Here is a 23540-nt window from a genome sequence, read left to right on the forward strand (position 1 = left end):
GTTAACAATACGCAGACAAATCAGTTGTTTAGCCTCGAAAGTTGACGCACTGTTTAAGCAGTGACAAAGTGAAAATTATTTCGCTCTCGCTACGGAGCCCATGCTGGGTTGGGTTGCCCGCCAGGCCCGTGGCATCAAGACAAAACCAAAACAAGCGAGTGGGTTGCCCATGGTCGCGATCACCAATACCACCTCCTTGACCTTTCTCAAGGAAGCCATCGACACCACCCTCGGCGAATCGGAATCCAGCCTGGAAGCCTTCGCCGAGAACCAGGCCGAGGGGGCGGCTCTGGAGCGGTGCATCGATGCCTTCCAGCAGTTGCGCGGCATCTGTCAGATGCTGGAGCTGGATGCCGCCACCGTGATGGCGGAGGACATGGTGCTCACCGCCCGGGAGGTTCAGCGGCGCCCCGAGCCCCCCCTGATCCAGGCCCTGGGAAACGCCATCGTGTTGCTCGGCCACTACCTGGAGTATGTTCAACTCAGCGGCAGTCCGCTGCCCGAGGTTCTGGTGGCCGGCATCAACGAATTGCGCCAGGCCGCCGGCCGCGCGCCGTTACCGGAAAGCCAGTTTTTCCAGGTGGACGAGAGCCTGCCGCGTACGCCACCGGGGCCGTCAGCCGATGTGGATGGTCTGGCCCGGCAAAGCCGCCGCCTGCGCCACATGTACCAGGTGGGGCTGCTGGGCTTGCTGCGGGGGCAGGACCGGCGGACTCATCTGCGTCTGATGCTGCGGGCCATGGAGCGTATTGACCGGCTTGCCGGTGGCAAACGCTGGTGGTTGGCTCGGGCGGCACTGGAGTCCCTGCTGCACGACGATATGGCGCTGACGGCGGCCCGGCGCGCCTTGTTGGCACGCTATGACCGACAGCTGAAGGCCCTGGTATACGACGGGGCCGGCGCTCTTGAGCGGGAGCCGCCGGCGGAGCTGCTGCGCGAATGTCTGTACCTCTCTGCTTTAGGCAGCGGAAAGGGAGACGCCGCCACCGAGGTGCGCTCCGCATTCGGGCTGCGGGAGCGCCCCGCCGACGCCGATCTGCAGCGTGAACTGGCATTGATGACCGGCTCCAAGGGTTCCGTGATCCGCACCGTGGCCGGCGCCTTGAAAGAGGAAATCAACCAGATCAAGGACACCCTGGACATGGCCGCCCAGGGCGTGGCCGATACCGACTATGGCGCCGTGGCCGAAGGTCTTGGACGCATCGCCAGCACCCTGGACATGATTGGCGAAAACGAAGCTGCTCAGGGGTTGCGGCGCCGTGCCGAGGATGTCGCCGGCTGGCGTCCCGGCGGCGAAGTGGACAGCGATGCCTTCCACGCCCTGGTGGACGACCTGCTCGCCGCGGAGAACACCATCGCCACCCTGGAGCGCAGTCTGGCACCCGCGGATGACGTTCGTCGCGAGGTCAACAACGATCGCATTTCCCGTTACCAGCTGGATGAGGCGCGCATGACGGTGGTGGGCGAGTGCCGGGCCGGCCTGGCGCTGGCAAAACGATCGTTGGCCTCCTATATGGAGCAACAGTGGGATACCATGCATCTCAGTAATCTTCCGGGCACTTTCGCTTCGGTGGTGGGAGGGCTGACCTTCCTCGATCTGGAGCGGGCCTGCGCCGTAACCAACGCCTGTCGGTGTTATATCGAGAAGGAGTTGATCGGTGGCAGCGAGGCACCCACGGTCACCGCCATGGAGACCCTGGCGGATGCCCTGACCGCCATCGATTACTATCTTGAGAGCATGGAAGAACAGAAACCGATCGGAGAAGGCGTTCTGGATGTGGCGGAGCAGGCCGTGGGTGCCCTTGGCTATCCCACAGGCGGAGCGACATCGTGAACCATTTCTTTTCCCTGGACCTGTCCTCGGCGGAGCCGAGAGACGCGGACGAAGCCTGGTGTTTCGTGGTCCAAGAACAAAACCTGTACATCGATTTCGCCCAGCAGCCCGGCGACCTGGGCATTCCCAGGCTGCCGGCCTTCCTGCTGCGCCAACACCCGAATTACCGCTACATCGGCGTACTGCACGGCCAGCCCTGTTACGTGTGCGATGAAGGCGAGCATGAACTGGCCGACCAGCGCCTGCACCCGACCCCGTTGCGGCAGATCATCGGCCAGTTGGATGACGACACTTTCACCATGGTGGCGCGGGCCCTGCAGGTAATGAGCTGGAGACACAACCACCGTTTCTGCAGCCGCTGCGGCTCACCCACCGTACCCCATGAACGTGAGCTGGCCATGATCTGCCCGGCTTGCGACTATCGCCAGTATCCTCGCATCACGCCCTGCGTCATCGCCCTGATCAGCGATGGCGAATACGCTTTGCTGGGCCGCTCCGCGCGCTTTCCATCGGGATTCTACTCCTGCCTCGCTGGATTCATGGAGGCCGGAGAAACCGCTGAGCAGGCGGTACGCCGGGAAGTCATGGAGGAAACCGGCATCCAGGTTGGCGATCTACGCTACGCGCGCAGCCAGTCCTGGCCCTTCCCGCACTCCCTGATGCTCGGCTTCCATGGCGATTATGCCGGCGGCGACATCGTCATCGATGACGATGAAATCGTTGATGCCGGCTGGTACCGCCACGACCAATTGCCGCGCACGCCACCACCGGGCAGCATTGCCCACACCCTGATTGAACAATGGCGCGCGCCTTACCGGTAGCGCCCTGACACAGCCTTCCATGATGATGGAGTCCCGATGAGCTTTTCGTTCGCCCCGCTTTTGATTATGGTCATTGGCTTGGTTCTGGTGCTGATCGGAGCCTGGATCCTGTTGCGTCAGAAGTGGCTGTGGCAATGGCTCAAGGGCACGTTCGGACTGCTGATGGTGGCCGGCGCCATCTATCTGGTACTGGTGGCGGTGAGTCTGTATAGCTACCACGAACTGAGCGCCGAATCACCGGTGGCCACCATCAGCTTCCGGGCCACCGATGACCAGGCTTACATCGCCACGGTCACTGGCCGCGATGGCCGCACCCGGGACTTCCGGCTGGCCGGCGATCAATGGCAACTGGACGCCAGAATCATCAAATGGAAGACCCCTTTCACTTTGCTGGGGCTGAAGCCGGCCTATCAGTTGGATCGCCTCCAGGGGCGCTACTTCGCCCTGGAAGATGAGCGCTCACGGGAACGCACCGTGTATAGTCTCCATGATGAGCCGCCAGTGTTGGATGTCTGGCGCCAGGCCCGGGAGGGGTGGAGTTTTCTTGTCGATGCGCGCTATGGTAGCGCCGCCTATCTGCCGATGGCCGACGGGGCGATTTTTGAAGTAACGGTTTCCCCCACTGGCCTGGTGGGCCGGCCTCTCAACGGCAGCGCGCAGCAAGCGGTCTCCGGCTGGCAATAGGCGGCATTCGGCGCGAGCGGGGCAGGCGATTCAACCCATAAATACAGGTGAGCAAGACACGGTGATCATCGATTTAATTTCAGAATACGGCATGTTTCTCGCCAAAGTCGCCACCCTCGTGGTGGCGATTTTGTTTGTGATCGGCGGGATCGCCACGGCCGCGGCGCGCAATCGCCAGCGCAGCGGCCGTGATGGCGAACTGCGCGTCAAATACCTCAATGAGGAGTTCGACGATCTGCGCGAGAGCATCATTGATGAAGTGTGGCCGGAGCAACGCCGCAAGGCCGAGGCCAAGAAAAAGCGCAAGGAAGAAAAGGCGCGGGCCAAGCAGCGCAAAAAAGCCGGCGGCGAGGACAAGGCTCCACCGCGCCTGTTCGTGTTGGATTTCAATGGCGACCTTCAAGCCAGCGATGTGGAAACCCTGCGCCGGGAGATCAGTGCCATCCTGGAGGTGGCGGAGGCCGATGACGAAGTCTTGCTGCGGCTGGAAAGCCCTGGCGGGCTGGTGCACAGCTACGGGCTGGCCGCATCGCAACTGAAACGCCTGCGCGGACGCGGTTTGAAACTCACCGTGGCGGTGGACCAGGTGGCCGCCAGCGGTGGATATATGATGGCCTGTATTGGTGACCGTATTCTCAGCGCTCCCTTCGCGGTAATCGGTTCCATCGGCGTGGTGGCGCAAATTCCCAATGTTCATCGCCTGCTGAAAAAGCACGATGTGGATGTGGAATTGATGACCGCCGGCGAATACAAACGCACCCTGACCATGCTCGGCGAAAACACCGACAAGGCTCGCGCCAAGTTCCAGGAAGAGCTGGAGGAAACCCATCAGCTGTTCAAGAGTTTTGTCCGCGAGCATCGCCGCGGCCTGGATATCGACGCCGTCGCCACCGGGGAACACTGGTTTGGCAGCCGGGCCAAGGAACTGGGGCTGGTGGACGACATCATGACCAGTGATGAATACTTGCAGGGGCGTAAGGCCCAGGTGGATATCTATCAGATCACCTGGGAAGAGAAGCGCAAGCTCACCGACCGGCTGAGCCTGTCCCTGGCGGCCGCCGCCCAGCGCGTGGTGGACCGTTTCTGGCAGCGCGGCTCGCAGCGGCCATTCCAGTAACGCTCTTTCCAATAAAAAATGGCAATACCCGACGGACAACAGCAAACGGAGCTCGCAATGACATTCACGGCCCTGATCACCGAAAACACCGACAATGGTTACCAAAGCCGGGTAGGGGAGCGCGAGCTGGGCGACCTGCCGGAAGGCGAGGCCCTGGTGAAGGTGGCCTGGTCTTCCCTGAATTACAAGGATGCGCTCAGCGCCAGCGGCAATAAGGGGGTTACAAGGCAATATCCGCACACGCCGGGCATCGACGCCGTCGGTGTGGTGGAAGAAGCGGAGCAGGGCCCCTTCAGCCCCGGTGACGCGGTAATCTGCACCGGTTATGACCTGGGCATGAACACCGCTGGCGGTTATGGCGACTACATTCGCGTGCCGGCGGACTGGCTGGTGCCTTTGCCGGATGGCATGGACCCGCGCTCCGCCATGGTGCTGGGCACCGCCGGGCTCACCGCCGCCTTGTGCGTGGAGGCCTTGCTGGATACCGGCCTGCAAGAGGACCAGGGCGATGTTCTGGTTACCGGCGCCACCGGCGGTGTCGGCTGCGTGGCGGTCTCGATCCTGTCCCGGCTGGGATTCCGGGTGGTGGCCGTTACCGGTAAAAGTGATGCCCATGACTGGCTGAAAGCCCTGGGAGCGGCGGACATCATCTCCCGCGAGGAAGCTCTGGCGGATGCTAATAAGCCGATGTTGAAGCCGCGCTGGGCCGGGGTGGTGGATTGTGTCGGCGGCGACATGCTGGTGAACGCGCTGAAAAGCCTGCAATACGGCGCCAGTGCCGCTTGCTGCGGCCTGGTGGGCTCACCGCAGCTCAATAATGCCACGGTGCTTCCGTTTATCCTGCGTGGCGTCAACCTGCTCGGCGTGGACAGCGTGGAACTGCCGCGCGAAGTGAAGCAGCAGATCTGGCAACTGCTGGCCTCGGACTGGACCCCGGATCTGGCCGCGCTGGAAGCGGCGGAAATCACCCGGGAACAACTGCCGGAATGGTTCGAGCGGATCCTCGCCGGCGGAGTGCGCGGCCGCGTGGTGGTCAAGGTCGGCGGCTGATCCCGGCACCCTCCAACAGGCCGCGGATACGGGAGACACCATGACTGACCCGGGATGGCTGAAATTCGCACTGCGCCTGGACGGCAAGGGTGGCGCGGCACCCTTCGAGCCGCAGCTGTCCGCCGGCGACCACAGCACCCGCTGGATTCATCTGGATTACACCTGCCCGGAAAGCCGGGATTGGCTGGAAGCGCGGGCGGATATCCCGATGGTGGTCAGCGAAGCGCTGTTGACACCGGAGACCCGCCCGCGAGTCAGCGACGTGGGCGGAGGATTGCTGGTCTATCTCAGGGGCGTGAACCTGTCTCCGGACGCCCGGCCAGAGGATATGATCGCGGTGCGGCTGTGGATCCGGGATGGCCTGGTAATCAGCACGCAAAAGCGCACATTGAAGTCCCTTACCGAGCTGGTTGACGCTTTGCATGCCGGAGAAGGGCCGGCGACCCCGTCGGAACTGCTGGCCGGCCTGGTGGACGGGCTTGTCTGGCGCATGGAAGAGGTGATCGAGCAGATCGAGGATCAAGTGGCGGACTTTTCCGAACGGCTGGAAGGCGGGTCAGGCAACCGCGATCAGACCCGCCGGATCGGCGCATTGCGGCGCCGGGCGATTACCCTTCGACGTTACATGGCTCCGGAACGGGATGCCCTGGCCAAACTGCATGGCGACAGCCGTATTCGCAGTGGTGACGCGGAGATCATTCGTGAAGCCACGGATCGTCTGCAACGCCTGCTGGAAGATCTGGACGCGGCCCGCGAGCACGCCACCCTGCTGCAAGAGGAGGTCTTTTCCGCCCAGAATGAGACCATCAACGACCGCATGTACCTGCTGGCCATCATCAGCGCCACCTTTCTGCCGCTGGGTTTTTTGACCGGTCTGTTCGGTATCAATGTGGGCGGTTTGCCCTGGCTGGAAGACCCTAACGGCTTCTGGTGGTTTACCGGCATGCTTGTTATCACCGGCACCGGCATTTTATTGTGGATGATTCGACGACGCTGGGTGTGAATCGGGATAAGATGGCCACTGGAGGAGCTTGCCCTGCGGGCGAATAGCAGGATCGCGCGGGGCAAGCTCTTACAGCACGGAGATCAGGCTGACTGACGGCGATAAATCGGGCGCTCGTCATGGACATCGCCCTGGTAGGTCACCGAGAACGGACGCAGCCCGTTCAGGGCTTCCTCGATGTCACGGTCGGCACGCACCTCGAAGGCATTGAAGCCGACCCGGTGCATGTAGAACAACTGATCCTGCAGCACATCGCCCACCGCCCGGACTTCACCTTCAAAGCCATAGCGGGTACGCAACTCACGGGCGTAGGAATAGCCACGGCCATCCTTGAAAGCAGGGAAATTGACCGCCACCAGGGGCAGGGCGGGCAGGTCCGCGGCCAGGTCCGCTGGCTCCTCGCCGGGTTCCAGGCACACCCCCACCGGCGCGGCGCGCTCCAGCAGGGCATCACGATGGGCCAGCCAATAGGCCAGCGGCACGATCACCGCGCCTTCCGCCGGAACATCTTGCTGCTCCAGTTCCTCGGAGGTCAGCCGTCGCCAGGTGTTCTCGACGATTTCGCCGTTGACGATCACCTTAGCCATATACCACCTCCTTGAACGGGTCCATGCCGATACGCTCGTACGTGCTGATGAAAGGCTCGTTTTCCAGACGGTTGTCCAGGTACACGCGAATGATCTTGCCGATCACCCCGGTAACCTCGTGGGACTCGAAGGACGGCCCCATTTTTTCGCCAATGCGGGATTGGCGGTCACCGCGACCACCCAGGGTGATCTGGTAGAACTCCTTGCCTTTCTTGTCCACGCCGAGAATACCGATATGGCCAATATGGTGATGACCGCAGGCGTTCATGCAGCCAGAAATATTGACGTCCAGCGGCCCCAGATCATGAACGAAATCCAGGTCGTCGAACTGACGCTGGATGCCCTCGGCGATCGGCACGGACTTGGCGTTGGCCAGGGCGCACAGGTCACCGCCGGGGCAGGACACGATGTCGGTGATCAGCCCCAGGTTCGGAGTGGCGAACCCGAGCGCATCCAGTTGCCGCCAGAGATCATACAGCTCGTCCTCGGCGACATCGGCCAGAACCATGTTTTGCTGGTGCGTGGTGCGCACTTCGGAGAACGCATAACGGTCCGCCAGGTCGGCCACCGCTTCCAGCTGTTCATCGGTAATGTCACCGGGGATCCGGCCCGTCTTCTTCAACGTCAGAGTCACTGACCGATAGCCGTCCTTTTTATGGGCACGGGTATTGGTGTGGTACCAGCGGTTGAAAGCGCGGTGCTGATCCAGCGCGTTGCGCAGGGCGGCGGTGTCCACATCGGTGCGGTAATCCGGATCCACGAAGCAGGCCTTGATTCGAGCCACCTCTTCCCGGGTCAGCGTCATCGCACCGCCTTTCAGTTCGGCGAATTCGGCTTCCGCAAGCTCACGGAATTTATCCGCGCCCAGAGCTTTCACCAGAATCTTGATGCGGGCTTTGTACTTGTTGTCACGATTACCGTACTTGTTGTACACCCGCAGAATCGCTTCCAGATAGGCAAGCAGATCCGGCCAGGCGACAAACTCGCCGATGACTTCGCCGGTCATCGGGGTGCGGCCGAGGCCACCGCCCGCCCAGACCTGGAAGCCGGTTTCGCCATTGTGGTCGTGCACGATCTGCACGCCAATATCGTGCACGCCGATCAAGGCCGGATCCGCGTCCGGCACCGCGTTCACGGCGATCTTGAATTTGCGTGGCAGATAGGCGAATTCCGGGTTGAAGGTGGCCCACTGGCGGATCACTTCACACCAGGGGCGCGGGTCTTCGATTTCACGCGGATTAACGCCGGCGTACTCGTCGGTAGTGATGTTGCGAATGCAGTTGCCGCTGGTTTGAATGGCGTGCATTTGCACGCTGGCCAGCTCGGCGAGGATGTCGGGAGTGTCCGCCACTTCCGGCCAGTTCAACTGGATGTTTTGACGGGTACTGACGTGGCAGAAGCCCTTGTCGTAATCACGGGTAATGGACGCCAGCTTGCGTACCTGGGTGGTATTGAGCATGCCGTAAGGTACGGAGATACGCATCATCGGCGCATAGCGCTGGATGTAGAGCCCGTTCTGCAGCCGCAGGGCGAGAAATTCGTCCTCGCTCAGTTGGCCCGCCAGGTAACGCCGGGTCTGGTCACGGTACTGTGCCACCCGCTCTTCCAGAAGCCGTTGGTCATAGTCCTGATATACGTACATTGCTGTGTCGCGCCGTGTTAATTCGTTGATTTGCAAGCCGTTTGGCGGCTTACAATTCCGAGTGGCGCGAACTTTAGCAAAGGGTTTTTATACTTAAAAGAAATATATCGCTATATCCCTAGTGTGTTCCGCTATGATCCCGCGGCACTGAGAACCATTTTCACTACCACGAAAACACCGATCACCAGAGCCAGCACCAGGATCACATAAACGCCGATATAATCGCCGGGATTGCCTTTGTTAAAATCCCGCTCGCGGTTGGCGTGGCTCTGCACGCCGAACAGTCCGGCAAGAATGCTTTTCAACACTTGCAGGAAGTTGGGGCGGTCCGAGCCGGAATTGTTCTGATCGCTCATGAAGACCTCATCATAATTGAATGTGAGCCCAGCTCCGGCGAACCCACAGCCCTCCCAGCAGGGAGGAGGTCACCAGCCGTTGCAGGGCCTGGGCCAGCCAGATACCGAGCAGGCCGAATCCCAGCCAGGGGCCAATGATATAGGCCAACGGCAGGAACAGGCACCATTGTACTACAAGGGTGACCATCATTACCGACCGGGATGCGCCGGCCCCCAGCAAAGCCTGGGTGAAAATAATGGCCGCGCCGTCCAGGCAGATCGCCAGTCCGGTGATCATCAGCGGCACCCGTCCGAGCGCCACCAGATCCGGCTGATGCAGGAACAAACCCAGAATCCACTCCGGCACCAGCCACATAGGCAGCGCGGTGACGAACAGCATCAGCACCGCCAGCCAGGTGACGTCCCAGCCCCAGCGATAAGCGTCGGCGGCATCCCGGCGTCCCAGCGCCTGACCCACCAGCGACGCGGCGGCCAGCCCGAGACCGATGGCCGGCAGAATCAGCAGGAGAATCAAGGTGATCAGCACGTGGGCCACCGCCACTTCATCGGCACCGACCATGCCGATGATCCAGAACAGCACGGTAAGACCGGCGGAGAAGAAGAACTGCTGCACTGAGTTGGGAATACTGACCCTGGCGATGCTGCGCAGGGTGGAGGCGGAGGGCCAGGCGGTCATGAAACCGTGCTCGCGCCCCAGTTTCCAGGTTTGCAGCAAGTAAAGCAGGCTGCCGAGATACAGGGACAAGGTGGTGCCGAGGCCAGCGCCGGCGGCGCCCATTTCCGGCAGGCCGAGACGGCCAAAGATCAGGCCGTAGCTGAGCACCACGTTGGCCACATGGGTGGTGATCAGGGTGCGCATGTACACCGCGGAGCGGCTGATGCCGTTCCAATAGCCGCGATAGCAAAAATTCATCGCCACCGCCCAGATGCCCAGCAGGCGCATGTCAAAGTAGCCCTCCGCCAGTCCGGCCACCGGCGCATTGGGGGCAAGAAAATGCATCATCGGCCCGCTGATCGCCAAGAACAGGGCGGTCAGCGGCAATGACAGCACCAGTCCCACCAGCAATCCGGCGTTCAAGGGCAAGGCATATTGACGCTCGTCGCCTTCCCCTTTGCGCCGCGCCACCATGGCCTGAACCCCTGCGCCGAGCCCGATCACCACGCTGATCGACAGGAAGGCGGCATAGCCGCCCAGGCCGACGCCGGCCAGGGCATCACCGCCGAGCCGCCCGACCAGAGCGGCGTCGACCAGATTCAGCAGGCTCTGGCTTATCATGGCCGCCATGATGGGCAGCCCCAGGGCAAGGACGCGACGGCTTCGATGCAGTGGAGGCACGGTGATTTCTGGCTTTTTGACGAAAGCGGCAACCATACCAGAAAGCGTATCCCCGCCCCAGGATCAACCCGGAGAAAAACGCCTCCCCATTGCAACCACGCAGTACCTGACTAAAATAGTCAGGAAATACCCCAACCGGAAACCGGAATGAGCGAAGAACTGATCCGCATCACCGACAGCGCCCAGGATTACCTCCGCGACCTGCTTTCCAAGCAGGACCAGGAGGGCATGGGTGTGCGCATCTTCGTCGAACGCCCCGGCACTCCCCATGCCGAATGCTGCATGGCGTATTGCCCGCCGGATGAGCAGGAAGACGGGGACGTGCGCTATGACTACGAAGGCTTTCATGCCTGGATCGAGGGCAAGAGCGTACGCTACCTCGAGGACGCGGTGATCGATTACAAGAAGGACAGCATGGGCGGCCAGCTGACCTTCCGCGCGCCCAAGTCCCGGGTCCCCGACATAAGCCCGGATGCCAGTCTGGAAGAACGCATCAACTATGTGCTGTACGCCGAGATCAACCCGAATCTGGCGGCTCACGGTGGCAGTGTGCAGTTGCTGGAATTGACCGAGGACAATGTGGCAGTGCTGGAATTCGGCGGCGGCTGCCAGGGCTGCTCCGTGGTGGATGTCACTCTGCGTGACGGCGTGGAGCGCACCCTCAAGGAGCGCCTGCCGGAACTGACCGGCGTGCGGGACAAGACCGACCACAGCGTTACCGACAACGCCTACTACAGCTGATCACTTAAGGCCGCTTCCCACAGACCGATCTACGAAGCCGCTGTAGGAGCTTGCCCTGCAAGCGAATTGTCCCGCGGTCAGCACATTCGCTCGCAGGGCAAGCTCCTACCGAGACCTGAGCGGGCCTCGGAGCGTGATCGATGCCTTCCCGATTAACCGCAGTTGGGCCGCTTGCCCGCCGCGCGGGCCTGTTGATACAACGGCAGAGCCTCGGGCATGCTGGCCTCCAGGTCCTCGATACGGGTGCCGCTGGAGGGGTGAGTGGAAAGCAGTTCCGGTGGGCTGCCGTTGTTGGCCGCCGCCATGTTTTTCCACAGCTGCACACTCTGACGCGGGTCGAATCCGGCTCGGGCCATCATCTGCAAGCCGATGATGTCGGCCTCGGATTCATGCTTGCGGCTGAAGGGCAGCGTCACGCCCACCTGAGTACCCAGCCCCAGGGCCGCCATCAGGCCCTGCTGGGCTGCGCCACCGCTGTCCCCGGCCAGGGCCGCCAGCAATTGCGTGCCGGTTTCCGTGGCGTATTGAATCGACATGCGCTCATTGGAGTGCTGAGCCAGCACATGGCCCACTTCATGGCCCAGCACCGCGGCCAGTTGATCCTGGGTCTTGGCTACTTTCAGCAAGCCGGTGTAGACCCCGATTTTGCCGCCGGGCAGAGCAAAGGCGTTGGCGGCGGGATCGTCGAACAGGGTCACTTCCCACTGTTCATCACTGCCGGATTCGGCGGTGACCGCATCGGCCACGCATTGCACATACCGTTTTTGCTGACTGTTGGTGCTGATCTTCTGTTCCGTCTTCATCTGATCATAGGCAGCCACTCCCATCTGATCCATCTGGTCCGCCGGCATCAGCAGGAACTGGCTGCGCCCCAGCGGTGAGGTGGCACAAGCCGTCAGCGCCAGGGCGGTCAGCACGGGCAGGGCGATTCTTTTCATCAAGGCATTCCTCCTTATTCCCACTCACGCAAATGGCGGCGGGCTATCCATAGCAACCATGTGGACCACAATCCACACGCCAATAATACCAGCACTCCGGGCACGGAAAGATCCCAAATTGTCGGCGGCACCCGCCCGGCGAGCAGTAAAGCGCCGGTAATCATCGATGCGCACACCAAAAGTGTTTGTATCTGCCGGTATTGGCCACGCTCCAGGCGGCTTACCAAGCGCTCCAGATGGCGTGGATCGACACCACCGTCGGTGCGGCCATTGGCCAGTGTCGACGGTGGCGGCGGAGCATAGAGCCGATCGACCACATCCAAGGCCCGCAGCCCGAGACTGCGCACCAGTCGCTTGGGACCATAACGCTGCCGCAGCAACCGGTGCATCAGAGGCTCCGCTTCGCGAATCAGATCGAAGCGTGGGTTCAGCAGCCGACCAAACCCTTCCAGGGTGATCAAGGCCTTGATCAACAACGCGATATCGCTGGGCAGGATCAGACCGTGATTGCGGATCAGAGCGGTGATGTCGCCGAGCAGGGCGGGCAGGTCCAGCTCCGCCAGCGGCAGGCCATAGTAGCGGGATACCACGTCCTCCACATCCGCCACCAGCTGATCGAAGTTGAGTGGCTGGCCGTCGGACCAGCCGGTCAAAACCGCCGCGGCGTGCTCCGACTCCCGGGTTATGATGGCGCGCACCAACTGCACAATCTGCTCACGCCGGCCATCGGTGAGCTTGCCGACCATGCCGAAGTCCAGCAGGCCGATGCGGTTGTTGCTCAGGATCAGCACATTGCCCGGATGGGGGTCGGCATGGAAAAAGCCATCTTCCAGAGCCATTTTCCAGGCCACCATGGCGCCGCGTCTTGCCACCAGCGGGCGATCAACGCCAAGTGCGTCGAGACGGGCCAGATCCCTCGCGGGTGTGCCATTGAGGCGCTGTTGCACCTGCAGAGTGGCGGAGCTGAGACGGGTATGGACTTTCGGGATCATCACCCAGCGCAGGCTTTTGACGTTCTGGCGGATGCGCTCGGCGTTGCGTGCCTCGATGGTGAAGTCCAGTTCCCGGCTCAGTGAGCGGTGAAACTCGCGCACCAGCTCCACCGGGCGGTAGCGGCGCAGTTCCTGGGAATTGTCGGAGGCCAGCTTGGCCAACTGATCCAGCAGCCGCAGATCGGACTGGATTTTGGCCTCGATGCCAGGCTTTCTCACCTTGATGACCACTCGATCACCGGAGCGGGTCACCGCCGCGTGCACCTGGCCGATGGAGGCCACGCCCAGAGGGTGCTCATCCACCGAGGCGAACACCTGATCCAGAGGCCGGCCCAGCGCCGCTTCCACCGTCGGTGCCAGGCTGGCGAAGGGCACTGGACGGGCCCGGTCCTGCAGCCTTTCGAACTGCTCGATCCACTCCGGAGAAAACAGATCCACCCGGGTCGCCAGCACCTGACCGAGCTTGACGAAGGTTGGCCCCATTTCCTCCATCGCATGACGCAGACGCTCGGCACTGCCCATGTGCAGGAAGCGGGGATCCAGCCCGCTGCGCAGCAAACGCCCTGCATGCTCTATCATCGGCGCCAGTCCCAGCCGGCGCAGCATGTCAGCAAATCCGTATTTCAGCAGGATCGCCGCCAGTTCATTGAGGCGGCGCAGATCCTGGCCAGTGTGCAGCAGGTTCATGATGTCCGGGCTTCCTTTGAACAGACCCTCACCGCGCTCATCGCGGATTCGCCAAGCGTACCTGGAACCACTGATCCAGAGAATCGGCGATCACCGACGGGTTGTCTTCCGGCACAAAGTGCAGCCCCGGGCCAGCATGCACCACATCCAGGTATTTCAACCGTTGTTTGAACCAGGGAATCCGTTGTTCGGGCAATACCGCGCCAGGGCGAAAGTGCAGCATCAGCATCGGCTGGTCCATCTCCGGCAGACGCTTCTCGATTTCCTCGATCGCTCGCCAGGTTTCCCCCTGACGATCATCAATCGGCAACTCCGCGGGCAGGGCGCGGATCGCCCGGCGGCTGTCGCGGTCGGGGAAAGCCGCGCGATAAACATTCATGACGCTGCGAGGCAGACGCCGCAAGGTGCCCATGGGCAATACCGTATTGACGAAAAGATTATGCCGCTGCAGCAGCCAGGAACTCAGGGCCGGCCGGCGAAAGGCGAAATACAGCGGACGGGCAATAAGCGGAAACTCCTGCCAGTCGAAGGTGAAAGGGAAGGTCTCCATGAACACCAGAGCGCGTACCCGTTGCGGCTGCTGCTGAGCCAGTCTGAAACCAAGCGGACCACCCCAATCGTGCAGCACCAGTGTCACCGGCTCAAGCGCCAGCTGTTCCAGGAAACCGGAAAAGAAATGGTGGAGAGTGCATAGCCGGTAATCCAGATCCGGCTTGGCGCTGCGGCCGAAACCGGGAAGGTCCAGTGCGACGCAGCGATAACGATGGCAGAGAAGCTTGATCACGTTCCGCCACAGATAACTGCTGGTGGGATTGCCATGCACGAACAACAGGGAGGGACCGGAGCCTTCATCCAGATAATGCAGCCGTTGCCCATGCACCGATACGTATCGGGATCGGAAAGGACAGTCCGCGAAGCCCATGCCATGCGTCCAGGTAGCTTTTCTGGCAAGATGCCACGCTGACGATAACAACTGCAAGCACGGTGCCCATGAAACCCTATGTACGTCACGACCTGGTTTCGGTCCAGACCAGTGATATCCATGGCAAGGGGCTGTTCGCCCGCAAACGTCTTCCCGCCGGCACCGTCCTCGGTGTGTTGAAAACCAAGCCCGCTCGCCGCAACGGCCCCTATGTGTTGTGGCTGGATGATGACGGTGAAGAACGGCACCGGGTTTTATGCGAATTGCGTTACATCAACCACGGGCGGCCGGCCAATGTGGCCTACTATGACGACCTTACCGTGGTGACGCTGAAAGCGGTGAAAGCAGGGCAGGAGTTGTTGCACGATTACGGTGAGGACTGGGAGTAGTCCAAGAGCCGGTTTTAAAAGGGCACCGGCGAAACGAACTCACTCCACAGACCGGTGTGAGGATGATTGAAGGCGAGCCGATGGGCGTGCAACAGCAATCGCTCGCTGGCGGCCAGCACCGCCTCCGGCGCATAGAGATCACAGCCGAGAATCGGATGGCCCAGCTCCCGGCAGTGAATGCGCAACTGATGACTGCGCCCGGTCACTGGCCGTAACCGCAACCGGGTACGGCTTCGGACGACATCCCGTTCCAGCACTTTCCAATGGGTGAGGGCCGCCTTGCCCGTTTCAAAGCAGACTTTCTGCAACGGCCGATTGGGCCAGTCGGCGATCAGGGGCAAGTCCACGACGCCGTCTCCGTATTCCACCAGGCCATCCACCACGGCCTGATACTCCTTGAACACCCGACGCTGCTGGAAGGCCCGGCTCAGTTGGCTCTGCGCTTCGCGGGTCAGAGCGAACACCATGATGCCGGAGGTGTCCAGATCAAGCCGGTGCACCAGCCGTATTTCGGGAAAATCCAGCGCCAGACGGCGGATCACGCAGTCCTTGTTCTCCGGCGCCCGGCCCGGCACGCTGAGCAGGAAGGCCGGTTTATTCACCACCAGAAGGTGATCATCCCGGTGCAGGATGACCACCTCCTCATGGCAACGGGGCACGATATAGTGCTCGGGCTGCCTGGCTCGCGGCAATCGCACCGGGCTATCCCCAGATGGCGTCATGGACATCCTGATAACGCTCGGCGAAGTGCACCGTCAGCCCCTTTTTAAGGTGCTCCGGCAGTTCCTTGTAATCGCGCTCGCAGGCCTTCGGCAGAATGATTTCACGAATGCCAACGCGGCGGGCGGCGGTGATCTTCTCGCGAATACCGCCCACGGCCAGCACCTGTCCGGTCAGCGTCAGCTCGCCAGTCATGGCCAGCTTGCGCGGCAGCCTCTTGCCGGTGGCCAGGGAGATCAGTGCCGTGGCCATGGTGATGCCAGCGCTGGGCCCATCCTTGGGAGTGGCGCCCTCCGGTACATGCAAATGGACGAAGGACTGGTCAAACCAGTCGCCGTCGCCGCCATAGGCCGGCAGATTGCTGGCCACGTAGCTGTAGGCGATCTCGGCGGACTCTTTCATCACGTCGCCCAGTTGCCCGGTCTGTTTGAAACCACGTTGCTGCACATGCACCTGAGTGGCCTCGATGGACAGCGTGGCGCCGCCCATGGAAGTCCAGGCCAGACCGGTAACGACGCCGATGCCACGCTGGGTTTTTTCCCGCTGAAAATAGGGCTGGCCGAGAAACTCCTCGAGATTCTTGCTGGTGACGCTGATTTTTTTCTCGCCGGAAAGCAGCCGAACCGCCGCCTTGCGAATAATTTTGTTGAGCTGCTTCTCCAGGTTGCGCACACCGGCCTCTCGCGCATAGCCCTCCGCCACCTGACGCAAGGCGCTGGCGTTGATGGTGAGCTGCCCGGGCTTGACCCCCGCCCGTTCCAGAGAACGTGGCCACAGATGCCGTTTGGCGATTTCCACCTTTTCCTCGGTGATGTAACCGCTCAGACGAATCATTTCCATACGGTCGAGCAGGGGAGCGGGGATCGAGTCCAGGGTATTGGCGGTACAGATGAACAAGCAGTGACTCAGATCCAAACGTTCGTCCAGATAGTGATCGAGAAAGTCCTGGTTCTGTTCCGGATCCAGCACTTCCAACAGGGCGGAGGCCGGATCACCCTGGAACGAAGTGCCGAGCTTGTCGATTTCATCGAGCATGATCACCGGATTGCTGGTGCCGGACTCTTTCAGTGCCTGGATCAGCTTCCCCGGCATGGCGCCGATATAGGTGCGCCGGTGGCCTTTGATTTCCGCCTCGTCGCGCATGCCGCCGAGGCTGAGGCGGTAAAAACGGCGGTCCAGGGCTTCGGCGATGGCGCGGCCAACGCTGGTCTTGCCCACCCCTGGAGGCCCCACCAACAGCAGGATCGAGCCTTTGACTTCGCCGCGCATGGCGCCCACCGCGAGGAACTCAACGATGCGGTCCTTGACGTCATCCAGGCCGCTGTGGTGCGCGCTCAGAGTATCGCGCGCGTGCGTGAGGTCCAGATTGTCCTCGGAGAAGCGGCCCCAGGGCACGGACGTGAGCCAGTCGAGATAGTTGCGGGTCACCGCGTACTCCGGCGAGCCGCTTTCCAGCACGCCCAGTTTGCGGACTTCCTCTTCAAAGCGCTTGGCCACCGCCTCCGGCGGGGTCAGCGATTCCATGCGGGCACGGAATTCGTCCACATCGGCGGTGCGGTCATCTTTTTCCAGACCCAGCTCGCGTTGGATCACCTTGAGCTGTTCCTTAAGGAAAAACTCACGCTGATGCCGGGAGATCTTTTCGTTGACCTCCTCGCTGATCTCGTTCTGCAGGCGCGCCACTTCCACTTCCTTGCGCACCAGCGTCAGCACTTTTTCCATGCGCGGCTTCAGCGGCACGGTTTCCAGAATATCCTGGAGATCATCCCCGTTGGCGCTGGTCAACGCGGCGGCGAAGTCAGTCAGCGGAGAAGGATCCCGTGGCGAAAAGTTCTGCAGATAGTGCTTGAGCCCTTCGTTGTAGAGCGGGTTCAGCGGCAACAACTCGCGGATGGTATTGATGATCGCCATGGCATAGGCACGCAGGGCGTCGGTGAGCTCGTCCTTGGGCTCCGGGTATTCCACTTCCGCCATGAAGGGCCGTTTGCGGTTGGTGTAGCCGGAGACGCGGAAACGGGCCAGCCCCTGGGCCACCACCTGCAGATGATCATCTTCCTGATTGACGGCGTGAATTTTCACCAGGCAACCGTATTCCGGAAAGTCCTCCACCGAGACCTCGTCCGGGTTACGATCGCCCACATAGATCAGACCCAGGGCATGGTGCGGCGTCTGACTGACCCGCTCCAGGGTGGATTGCCACAGTTCCCGATTCAGCAGAATCGGCTGCACCAGCCCAGGCATGAAGGGGCGGTGACGCACTGGTATCAGATAAACCCGTTGTGGCAAATGATGATCCGGCAAAGCCAGGGCGCCCTGGGGGGTGGGCTGTTCGATGGTGGTTTCCTGCTCGTCTTGGTTCATGATATCCACTCGTCATAAACGGGAAGCGTCGCCGTTGACATTACGACAGGACGGCGACGCGCGACCAGTCTTCAGAATGGAGTCTCCGAACCGGTTTTCAATAGCCGGATTCAGCGCGGGCCGTCGATGATCAAAAGATCGGCGCTGAGCTCGCGGGGCGTCCGCGTACGCCGCTCCACCAACCGGGCGTCGAATTTCTGTTCACACCGCTCGGCCAGGGCGTAGAACGGCGATCGTCCGGGGTCGGCGATAATGATCCGCCGCACCCGCTGATTCAAGGCACGGCGAATCAGATTGAACAGCACCGGCGTGAGCTCGTCCCAAAAGCAGATGTCGGCGCCGGTAATGACATCCACATCAGCCAGCAGCGCCTTGGTCAGGTTCTCAAAGCGTTTTTGCAGTGTCGTCACCGAGGTTTTATTGATGGCCGCATGCAATTCCAGATAGGGGAACACATCCTCGTCCGCGTCCACGGCGGTAACCCGGCAGCCAAGGCGTTTGGCGGCGAATATGGACAGCGGGCCCCAGCCACAGCCTATGTCCATCAAATGGGTATCCGGGCCCAGGGACAGCGCCCGGCGGTCGCGGGTCAACTGGTCCATGATCAGAAAACTGGAGTTCCACACTTTGTTGCCGTGGATCGAGGGCACGTGATTGGCGCGTTTCAGGCGCCGCACTTCACGGTGGCCGGAGCGCAGCAGGGTAATGCCCCGGGTATGGATGGTATGGGCTTCGCCCCGTTGGATTTTGGGAATGGGGGTCTCGGATAAGGTCATGGCCGGCCGGCGCCTTGAAAAAGGAAAGACCTTACGGGCGCCGGCGGCTTTGTTCAAGGTTGGGATGATCAGTCCGCGCGTTCAGGGACCTGGCTCCAGAAAACCCGGAAGACCTCGGCGCTTTGTCCCGCCGCCTCGGCCATCGGCACATGGCCAACACCATCAAGGATTACCGCCCGGGCATTGGGCAAGGTGCGGGTGAAGACCGCGACGTTATCGATTCCCAAAAGCCGGTCTTCGCGCCCCCACAAAACCAGTGTCGGGGTATTGATCGAGAGCAGCACATCACTCTGCCCCAGCTGCATCGCTGGATCGCCCTCGATATCCGCCCAGACTTTTTCCGCCACCTTCGCATTGGCGGCTTTCTCGGCACCCATCAGGGTGATGGCGAAGTCGGGCATGCCCACCGAGCGTTCGGCGGCCCAGTCCAGCGTGGTGTGGAAGTCCTCGGCCCGCTGAGGAATCAGAGGATTGCCCGGCGATTGCGCCAGCACATCGCGGAATTCCTGTGTTTGCAGGGTAACCCCGGCGGCGTCCACCAACCCCAGGGAGATCAGGCGGCCCGGGTGTTGTCGGGCCATTTCAATGGCGATGGCACCGCCCATGGAATTACCCGCCACATGAAAGCGTTCGGCTCCCAACTGATTGAGCAGGCCAAACAGACGGTCAGCCTGTTTGCTCACGCGGTAGTCCATCGATGTGGTCAGGGGGAGGGTGTCGCCGTGACCAGGAAGATCGGGAATGATAAAGCGGTACTCGCCTTCCAGCTGATTGGCGAAACGCACCCAGTTACGTGCATCGGCGCCGAAGCCATGGATCAGCAGTACCACCGGGGCCTCCTCGCCGCCTTTGGACTGCAGCAAATGCCAGTCCAGGCCATCCTCGGTGGATACTCTCAGGGCCTCGAGGCCTGCCCGCCATTGCTCGAACGCGATGCCTTGGTGGTAGGCCCAACGCCGGGTGTCTTCACACCCGCCCAGCAGCGCGGCACCCAGAACGGCTACCGCCAGAATCAACCCCACACGACGCCATGCCATCCTTCTTCCCTCCGGTTGTTATTCTTTCCTCGTGGAAAGCCACCGTAGAGGATCGGCGTGGCGGATGGCACCGCCGGAGAGGTCAATATTGCGCAATCACCGTGATTTCAGGTTCCAGATACCGGCGCCGATAATCAACAAGGTGCCAAGATAGGTGCTAAGGGCCAGCGCCTCGCCCCAGAACAGCCAGCCAAGAATCGCCGCCCACACCACCGCGGAGTAGTTGTACACGCCGACCTGGCCGGGGCGGGCCACCTGATAGGCGGTGGTCATGGCGAACTGTCCGGCGATGGCGAACAGGGCGATCCCCAGCATCCAGAGCATTTCCACACCGTTGGGCCATTGCTCGACGCTGGGTAACAGCAAAGCGGAAAGCAGGGTGGCGAACAGCGAGAAATAGAACACCACCCGGTGCGCCGGCTCACTCACCGCCATACGACGGATACTGACCTTGGCCACGCTCATGATGGCGGCGCCGCCAAGTGCCACCCACATTACTGGATCCACCTGACCCTGATCGGCACGCAGAATCACCGCGACGCCAACAAAACCCAGAGCGATCGCCATCCAGGTGCGCAGCGATACCCGGTCGCCCAGCCAGACCCAGGCCACCAGCGGCAGGAAGAAGGGGACCGTCATCTTGACCAGCACCGCCTCCGCCAAAGTGATATGGCCGATGGCGTAAAAGAAGCAGAACATGGCGGCGACGCCGGTGAAGCCGCGGATGAAATGCAGGCCGAGATGGCGGGTGCCCAGGTCGCGGATGCCACCACTGATCATCAGCACCGGCAGCAATACCAGCAGGCCGACGAAGTTGCGCGCGAACACGATCAGTTCGGTGGAAAGCGTGTCCGAAAGATGCTTGATCAGGGCCGCCATGATCGCCAGCAACCCTTCACCCAGAATCAGCAACAAGGCGCCCTTCAGAGGCTGGTCGTTATTCACGCGACCGGCCGGGCCCACAGGTCGTGATCATCGGCGTCCTCGACGGTCACCCGCAGGCGCTGGCCGGGCTTTACCGGCGCGTCGTCGGGCAGATACACCAGGCCGTCGATCTCCGGAGCATCCGCCTGGGAGCGCGCCACCACGCCGTCTTCACCAACCTCGTCCACCAGCACTTCCAGGGTCTGGCCGATCTTGCGTTGCAGTTTCGCGGCACTGATCCGCGCCTGAACATTCATGAAGCGTTCCTGGCGTTCGCGCGCCACCTCTTCGTCGACATGGTCGGGCAGGGCGTTGGCGGGGGCACCGTCCACCGGTGAATAGGTGAAACAGCCAACCCGATCCAACTGCGCCTCTTCCAACCAATCCAGCAGCATCTCGAAATCATCGTCGGTTTCGCCAGGGAAGCCGACGATGAACGTGCTGCGCAGGGTGATGTCCGGGCAGATCTCGCGCCAGCGGCGAATCCGCTCCAGAGTGTTTTCCGCGTGAGCCGGACGCTTCATCGCCTTGAGCACCGACGGGCTGGCGTGCTGGAACGGAATATCCAGGTACGGCAGGATGTGGCCGGCGGCCATCATCGGAATGATCTCGTCCACGTGCGGATAGGGATAGACGTAGTGCAGGCGCACCCAGGCACCCAGCTGCCCGAGCGCCTGACACAGCTCCAGCATGCGGGTTTTCACTGGCATCCCCTGCCAGAAGCCGGTCTGGTACTTGCGATCCACACCGTAGGCGCTGGTGTCCTGGCTGATCACCAGCAGCTCCTGTACGCCCGCCTTCACCAGCCGTTCCGCCTCATCGAGCACGTCGCCCACCGGCCGGGAATCGAGCTTGCCACGCATGCTTGGGATAATGCAGAAGCTGCACTTGTGGTTGCAGCCCTCCGAGATCTTCAAATAGGCGTAGTGGCGCGGGGTCAGCTTGATGCCCTGAGGCGGCACCAGATCGGTGAAGGGGTTGTGGTCGGCGCGAGGGGGCACCACCTGGTGCACGGCGCTGACGACCTGCTCGTACTGTTGGGGCCCGGTAACCGACAGCACCGCCGGGTGAACCTTGCGGATGTTGTCTTCTTCCACACCCATGCAGCCGGTGACAATGACCTTTCCGTTCTCGGTCAGGGCCTCGCCAATGGCTTCCAGGGACTCGGCCTTGGCATCGTCGATGAACCCGCAGGTGTTTACCACCACCACATCGGCATCATCGTAGCTGGGCGTCACCTCATACCCTTCGGTGCGCAGTTGGGTGAGAATGCGCTCGGAATCCACAAGAGCTTTGGGACAACCCAGGCTGATAAACCCAACTTTACCGGACATAAACCACCTCGAAGTCAGCGGGGCGGCATTCTACTATTAACCTGGCGTGAATGCCTATTGGGTTGGCGGTGCAGGGAGAAAACACCCATGCGTTGTTTCATCGGACTGCCGGTGCCGGAGGAGGCTGGTCGCGCTCTGTTGAGGGGCGTTCCGGAAGGTGTTGGGCGGCAATTGCCGTTAGCGGATCTGCATCTGACTCTGGCGTTCCTCGGGGAGCGGGAGCTTTGCTGGACGCAGGCACTCTGCCGGCAACTGGAAGCGATTCTGACGGGAGTACAGCCACTGAGCCTGAAACTTACTCGTGGCGGCCCCTTTCCACCGAATGGAAGTCCCCCCAAAGGAAGCCCTTCCCGCGGCGGCCGGCTATGGGCGGCGAGGGCTTTGCCATCGCCAGCGCTGATGGCACTGCATGAGCGTATTTGGCGGCCTTTGGAAGATCTCGGCGTGGCACGTGACGAGCGCGCCTTTCAGCCCCATGTAACCCTGGCTCGCGGCCGCCACCGGCTCACCGCGAAAATGGCAAACGAGAGCGAGAAAAGTCCACCTGGAGACCATATCGAATTTGATGTCCACGAAATTGTTCTCTACGAGAGCCGACAAGGCTATCGGCCTCGCTGGCGGCAATCGCTGAAAAGCCGGCTCTGAGCCCCGGCACATAACGCCGGAACCCAGAGCCACTCAACGGGTTACTGCTGGCCTTCGCCGTAACCGCCCGCGCCTCCGGCGGAACCGCCGCCAGCGGGGTCTCCACCGTTCTGCATGCCCGGCTGAGAGGGCTGCTGCGGGTCGCCTGGTCCCGGCGAATCCGGCTGCTTGGGATCGCAAGCGGCCAGCACCGACCCCATCAGCAACAAGGCCAGAGTGCCGGCCACGCCTCTTTTCAATCCGCGTCCTGGTTCCATTTTTCCGTCTTTCATGGTTTTTCCTCCCATTAAATAGCTGTGCGCGGGCGGCGTCGGGCCGCCCGAATAATCAGGGTCGATCGAGGTCGTCACCCCGGGTGTCGTCGCCGCCATCGCGATCCTCTCCGGTGGGCCAGCCACGGTCGTCGGGCCGCCCCATATCCCCGGAGTCTCCCTCCAGGCCACCGGGGTTGCCGTAAGCGGGCTGCCCGGGCCGATCCGGATCCGCTGGTGGGCCGGGCTGGGCCGGCAGAGTACGCTGATAGTCGGGGTGGTCTTGTGCCGGGCGATTGCCATCATTCGCGGTAGCGGTAACGGAAGCGCCGAGAAAGGCGACGCCGAGGATCAGCAATAGAGTTTTGCGAACGGTCATTACGTACATGTCAT

Annotated in this window: 24 protein-coding genes; 9 read left to right on the forward strand and 15 right to left on the reverse strand. The window is 61.8% G+C overall.

Going from position 1 to position 23540, the window contains the following annotated elements:
- The first annotated feature begins 100 nt into the window (after nucleotides 1-100).
- From RYH70_RS10250 to RYH70_RS10275, 6 genes are all read left to right on the forward strand, one after another.
- A complete protein-coding gene (locus tag RYH70_RS10250; RefSeq protein ID WP_317010145.1) occupies nucleotides 101-1834 on the forward strand; it encodes a hypothetical protein in 1734 nt (577 codons plus the stop codon).
- Nucleotides 1831-2655 (forward strand): NAD(+) diphosphatase, encoded by an 825-nt coding sequence (gene nudC / locus RYH70_RS10255; RefSeq protein WP_022995947.1) that lies wholly within the window; start codon nucleotides 1831-1833, stop codon nucleotides 2653-2655. Before RYH70_RS10250 ends, nudC begins: the two co-directional genes overlap by 4 nt.
- Nucleotides 2656-2691: 36 nt before the next feature.
- Nucleotides 2692-3339 (forward strand): hypothetical protein, encoded by a 648-nt coding sequence (locus RYH70_RS10260; RefSeq protein WP_022995948.1) that lies wholly within the window; start codon nucleotides 2692-2694, stop codon nucleotides 3337-3339.
- 61 nt (nucleotides 3340-3400) lie between these two features.
- On the forward strand, nucleotides 3401-4456 hold the full coding sequence (sohB, locus tag RYH70_RS10265; protein ID WP_116028087.1) for a protease SohB: 1056 nt from the start codon (nucleotides 3401-3403) through the stop codon (nucleotides 4454-4456).
- Nucleotides 4457-4513: 57 nt separating this feature from the next.
- Nucleotides 4514-5506 carry a YhdH/YhfP family quinone oxidoreductase gene (locus RYH70_RS10270; protein WP_317010146.1) on the forward strand — a complete coding sequence of 331 codons (993 nt, stop codon included), beginning with the start codon at nucleotides 4514-4516 and terminating at the stop codon, nucleotides 5504-5506.
- A 40-nt stretch (nucleotides 5507-5546) separates the two neighbouring features.
- A complete protein-coding gene (locus RYH70_RS10275) occupies nucleotides 5547-6509 on the forward strand; it encodes a zinc transporter ZntB (RefSeq protein WP_022995951.1) in 963 nt (320 codons plus the stop codon).
- A gap of 83 nt (nucleotides 6510-6592) precedes the next feature.
- Here the strand turns inward: RYH70_RS10275 and RYH70_RS10280 are convergent, their stop codons facing one another.
- The 4 genes from RYH70_RS10280 to RYH70_RS10295 all read right to left on the reverse strand — a co-directional run bounded on the left by RYH70_RS10280 (nucleotide 6593) and on the right by RYH70_RS10295 (nucleotide 10466).
- Nucleotides 6593-7096, reverse strand: a complete 504-nt coding sequence (locus RYH70_RS10280; RefSeq protein ID WP_022995952.1) for a DUF934 domain-containing protein — start codon at nucleotides 7094-7096, stop codon at nucleotides 6593-6595.
- The gene (locus tag RYH70_RS10285; protein WP_026949310.1) at nucleotides 7089-8738 is read right to left on the reverse strand and encodes a nitrite/sulfite reductase; all 1650 of its coding nucleotides are present in this window, start codon (nucleotides 8736-8738) and stop codon (nucleotides 7089-7091) included. The genes RYH70_RS10280 and RYH70_RS10285 overlap by 8 nt, the downstream gene beginning before the upstream one ends.
- Nucleotides 8739-8869: 131 nt before the next feature.
- The gene (locus RYH70_RS10290) at nucleotides 8870-9094 is read right to left on the reverse strand and encodes a DUF2970 domain-containing protein (protein WP_022995954.1); all 225 of its coding nucleotides are present in this window, start codon (nucleotides 9092-9094) and stop codon (nucleotides 8870-8872) included.
- Nucleotides 9095-9104: 10 nt separating this feature from the next.
- Nucleotides 9105-10466, reverse strand: coding sequence for an MATE family efflux transporter (locus tag RYH70_RS10295; protein ID WP_082439254.1), 1362 nt, complete (start codon nucleotides 10464-10466; stop codon nucleotides 9105-9107).
- A gap of 111 nt (nucleotides 10467-10577) precedes the next feature.
- Between RYH70_RS10295 and nfuA the strand changes: the two genes are divergently transcribed.
- Nucleotides 10578-11171, forward strand: a complete 594-nt coding sequence (gene nfuA / locus RYH70_RS10300; RefSeq protein ID WP_022995099.1) for a Fe-S biogenesis protein NfuA — start codon at nucleotides 10578-10580, stop codon at nucleotides 11169-11171.
- Between the two features lie 152 nt (nucleotides 11172-11323).
- Here the strand turns inward: nfuA and RYH70_RS10305 are convergent, their stop codons facing one another.
- The 3 genes from RYH70_RS10305 to RYH70_RS10315 are packed head-to-tail and all read right to left on the reverse strand — an operon-like array spanning nucleotide 11324 to nucleotide 14710.
- Nucleotides 11324-12109 (reverse strand): M48 family metallopeptidase, encoded by a 786-nt coding sequence (locus RYH70_RS10305; protein WP_317010147.1) that lies wholly within the window; start codon nucleotides 12107-12109, stop codon nucleotides 11324-11326.
- 14 nt (nucleotides 12110-12123) lie between these two features.
- The gene (locus RYH70_RS10310; RefSeq protein WP_022995097.1) at nucleotides 12124-13788 is read right to left on the reverse strand and encodes an ABC1 kinase family protein; all 1665 of its coding nucleotides are present in this window, start codon (nucleotides 13786-13788) and stop codon (nucleotides 12124-12126) included.
- A gap of 37 nt (nucleotides 13789-13825) precedes the next feature.
- Entirely contained in the window at nucleotides 13826-14710 is an 885-nt protein-coding gene (locus tag RYH70_RS10315) for a haloalkane dehalogenase (RefSeq protein WP_317010148.1), read from the reverse strand.
- Nucleotides 14711-14778: 68 nt separating this feature from the next.
- On the opposite strand from RYH70_RS10315, the gene RYH70_RS10320 reads away from it, so the two are divergent.
- Complete coding sequence (locus RYH70_RS10320) at nucleotides 14779-15099, forward strand: SET domain-containing protein (protein ID WP_022995095.1); 321 nt, start codon at nucleotides 14779-14781, stop codon at nucleotides 15097-15099.
- Nucleotides 15100-15113: 14 nt separating this feature from the next.
- On the opposite strand, the gene RYH70_RS10325 is transcribed toward RYH70_RS10320, so the two are convergent.
- The 6 genes from RYH70_RS10325 to rimO form a co-directional block, all read right to left on the reverse strand.
- Entirely contained in the window at nucleotides 15114-15737 is a 624-nt protein-coding gene (locus tag RYH70_RS10325; protein WP_394356131.1) for a pseudouridine synthase, read from the reverse strand.
- 64 nt (nucleotides 15738-15801) lie between these two features.
- On the reverse strand, nucleotides 15802-18180 hold the full coding sequence (gene lon / locus RYH70_RS10330) for an endopeptidase La (RefSeq protein WP_022995093.1): 2379 nt from the start codon (nucleotides 18178-18180) through the stop codon (nucleotides 15802-15804).
- Between the two features lie 110 nt (nucleotides 18181-18290).
- The gene (locus RYH70_RS10335) at nucleotides 18291-18956 is read right to left on the reverse strand and encodes a class I SAM-dependent methyltransferase (protein ID WP_022995092.1); all 666 of its coding nucleotides are present in this window, start codon (nucleotides 18954-18956) and stop codon (nucleotides 18291-18293) included.
- Nucleotides 18957-19024: 68 nt separating this feature from the next.
- Nucleotides 19025-19993, reverse strand: a complete 969-nt coding sequence (locus tag RYH70_RS10340; RefSeq protein ID WP_317010150.1) for an alpha/beta fold hydrolase — start codon at nucleotides 19991-19993, stop codon at nucleotides 19025-19027.
- A gap of 96 nt (nucleotides 19994-20089) precedes the next feature.
- On the reverse strand, nucleotides 20090-20938 hold the full coding sequence (locus tag RYH70_RS10345) for a DMT family transporter (protein WP_026949304.1): 849 nt from the start codon (nucleotides 20936-20938) through the stop codon (nucleotides 20090-20092).
- The gene (gene rimO / locus RYH70_RS10350) at nucleotides 20935-22251 is read right to left on the reverse strand and encodes a 30S ribosomal protein S12 methylthiotransferase RimO (protein ID WP_233917673.1); all 1317 of its coding nucleotides are present in this window, start codon (nucleotides 22249-22251) and stop codon (nucleotides 20935-20937) included. The genes RYH70_RS10345 and rimO overlap by 4 nt, the downstream gene beginning before the upstream one ends.
- An 87-nt stretch (nucleotides 22252-22338) precedes the next feature.
- On the opposite strand from rimO, the gene thpR reads away from it, so the two are divergent.
- Nucleotides 22339-22896 (forward strand): RNA 2',3'-cyclic phosphodiesterase, encoded by a 558-nt coding sequence (gene thpR, locus RYH70_RS10355; RefSeq protein WP_055100034.1) that lies wholly within the window; start codon nucleotides 22339-22341, stop codon nucleotides 22894-22896.
- A 41-nt stretch (nucleotides 22897-22937) separates the two neighbouring features.
- On the opposite strand, the gene RYH70_RS10360 is transcribed toward thpR, so the two are convergent.
- Both RYH70_RS10360 and RYH70_RS10365 read right to left on the reverse strand, forming a co-directional pair.
- On the reverse strand, nucleotides 22938-23168 hold the full coding sequence (locus tag RYH70_RS10360; protein ID WP_022995087.1) for a hypothetical protein: 231 nt from the start codon (nucleotides 23166-23168) through the stop codon (nucleotides 22938-22940).
- A 55-nt stretch (nucleotides 23169-23223) separates the two neighbouring features.
- Nucleotides 23224-23535 carry a hypothetical protein gene (locus RYH70_RS10365; RefSeq protein ID WP_022995086.1) on the reverse strand — a complete coding sequence of 104 codons (312 nt, stop codon included), beginning with the start codon at nucleotides 23533-23535 and terminating at the stop codon, nucleotides 23224-23226.
- Nucleotides 23536-23540 lie beyond the last annotated feature (5 nt).

Origin of the sequence: Alloalcanivorax xenomutans (genome assembly GCF_032810065.1) — a bacterium.
GTDB lineage: Bacteria > Pseudomonadota > Gammaproteobacteria > Pseudomonadales > Alcanivoracaceae > Alloalcanivorax > Alloalcanivorax xenomutans.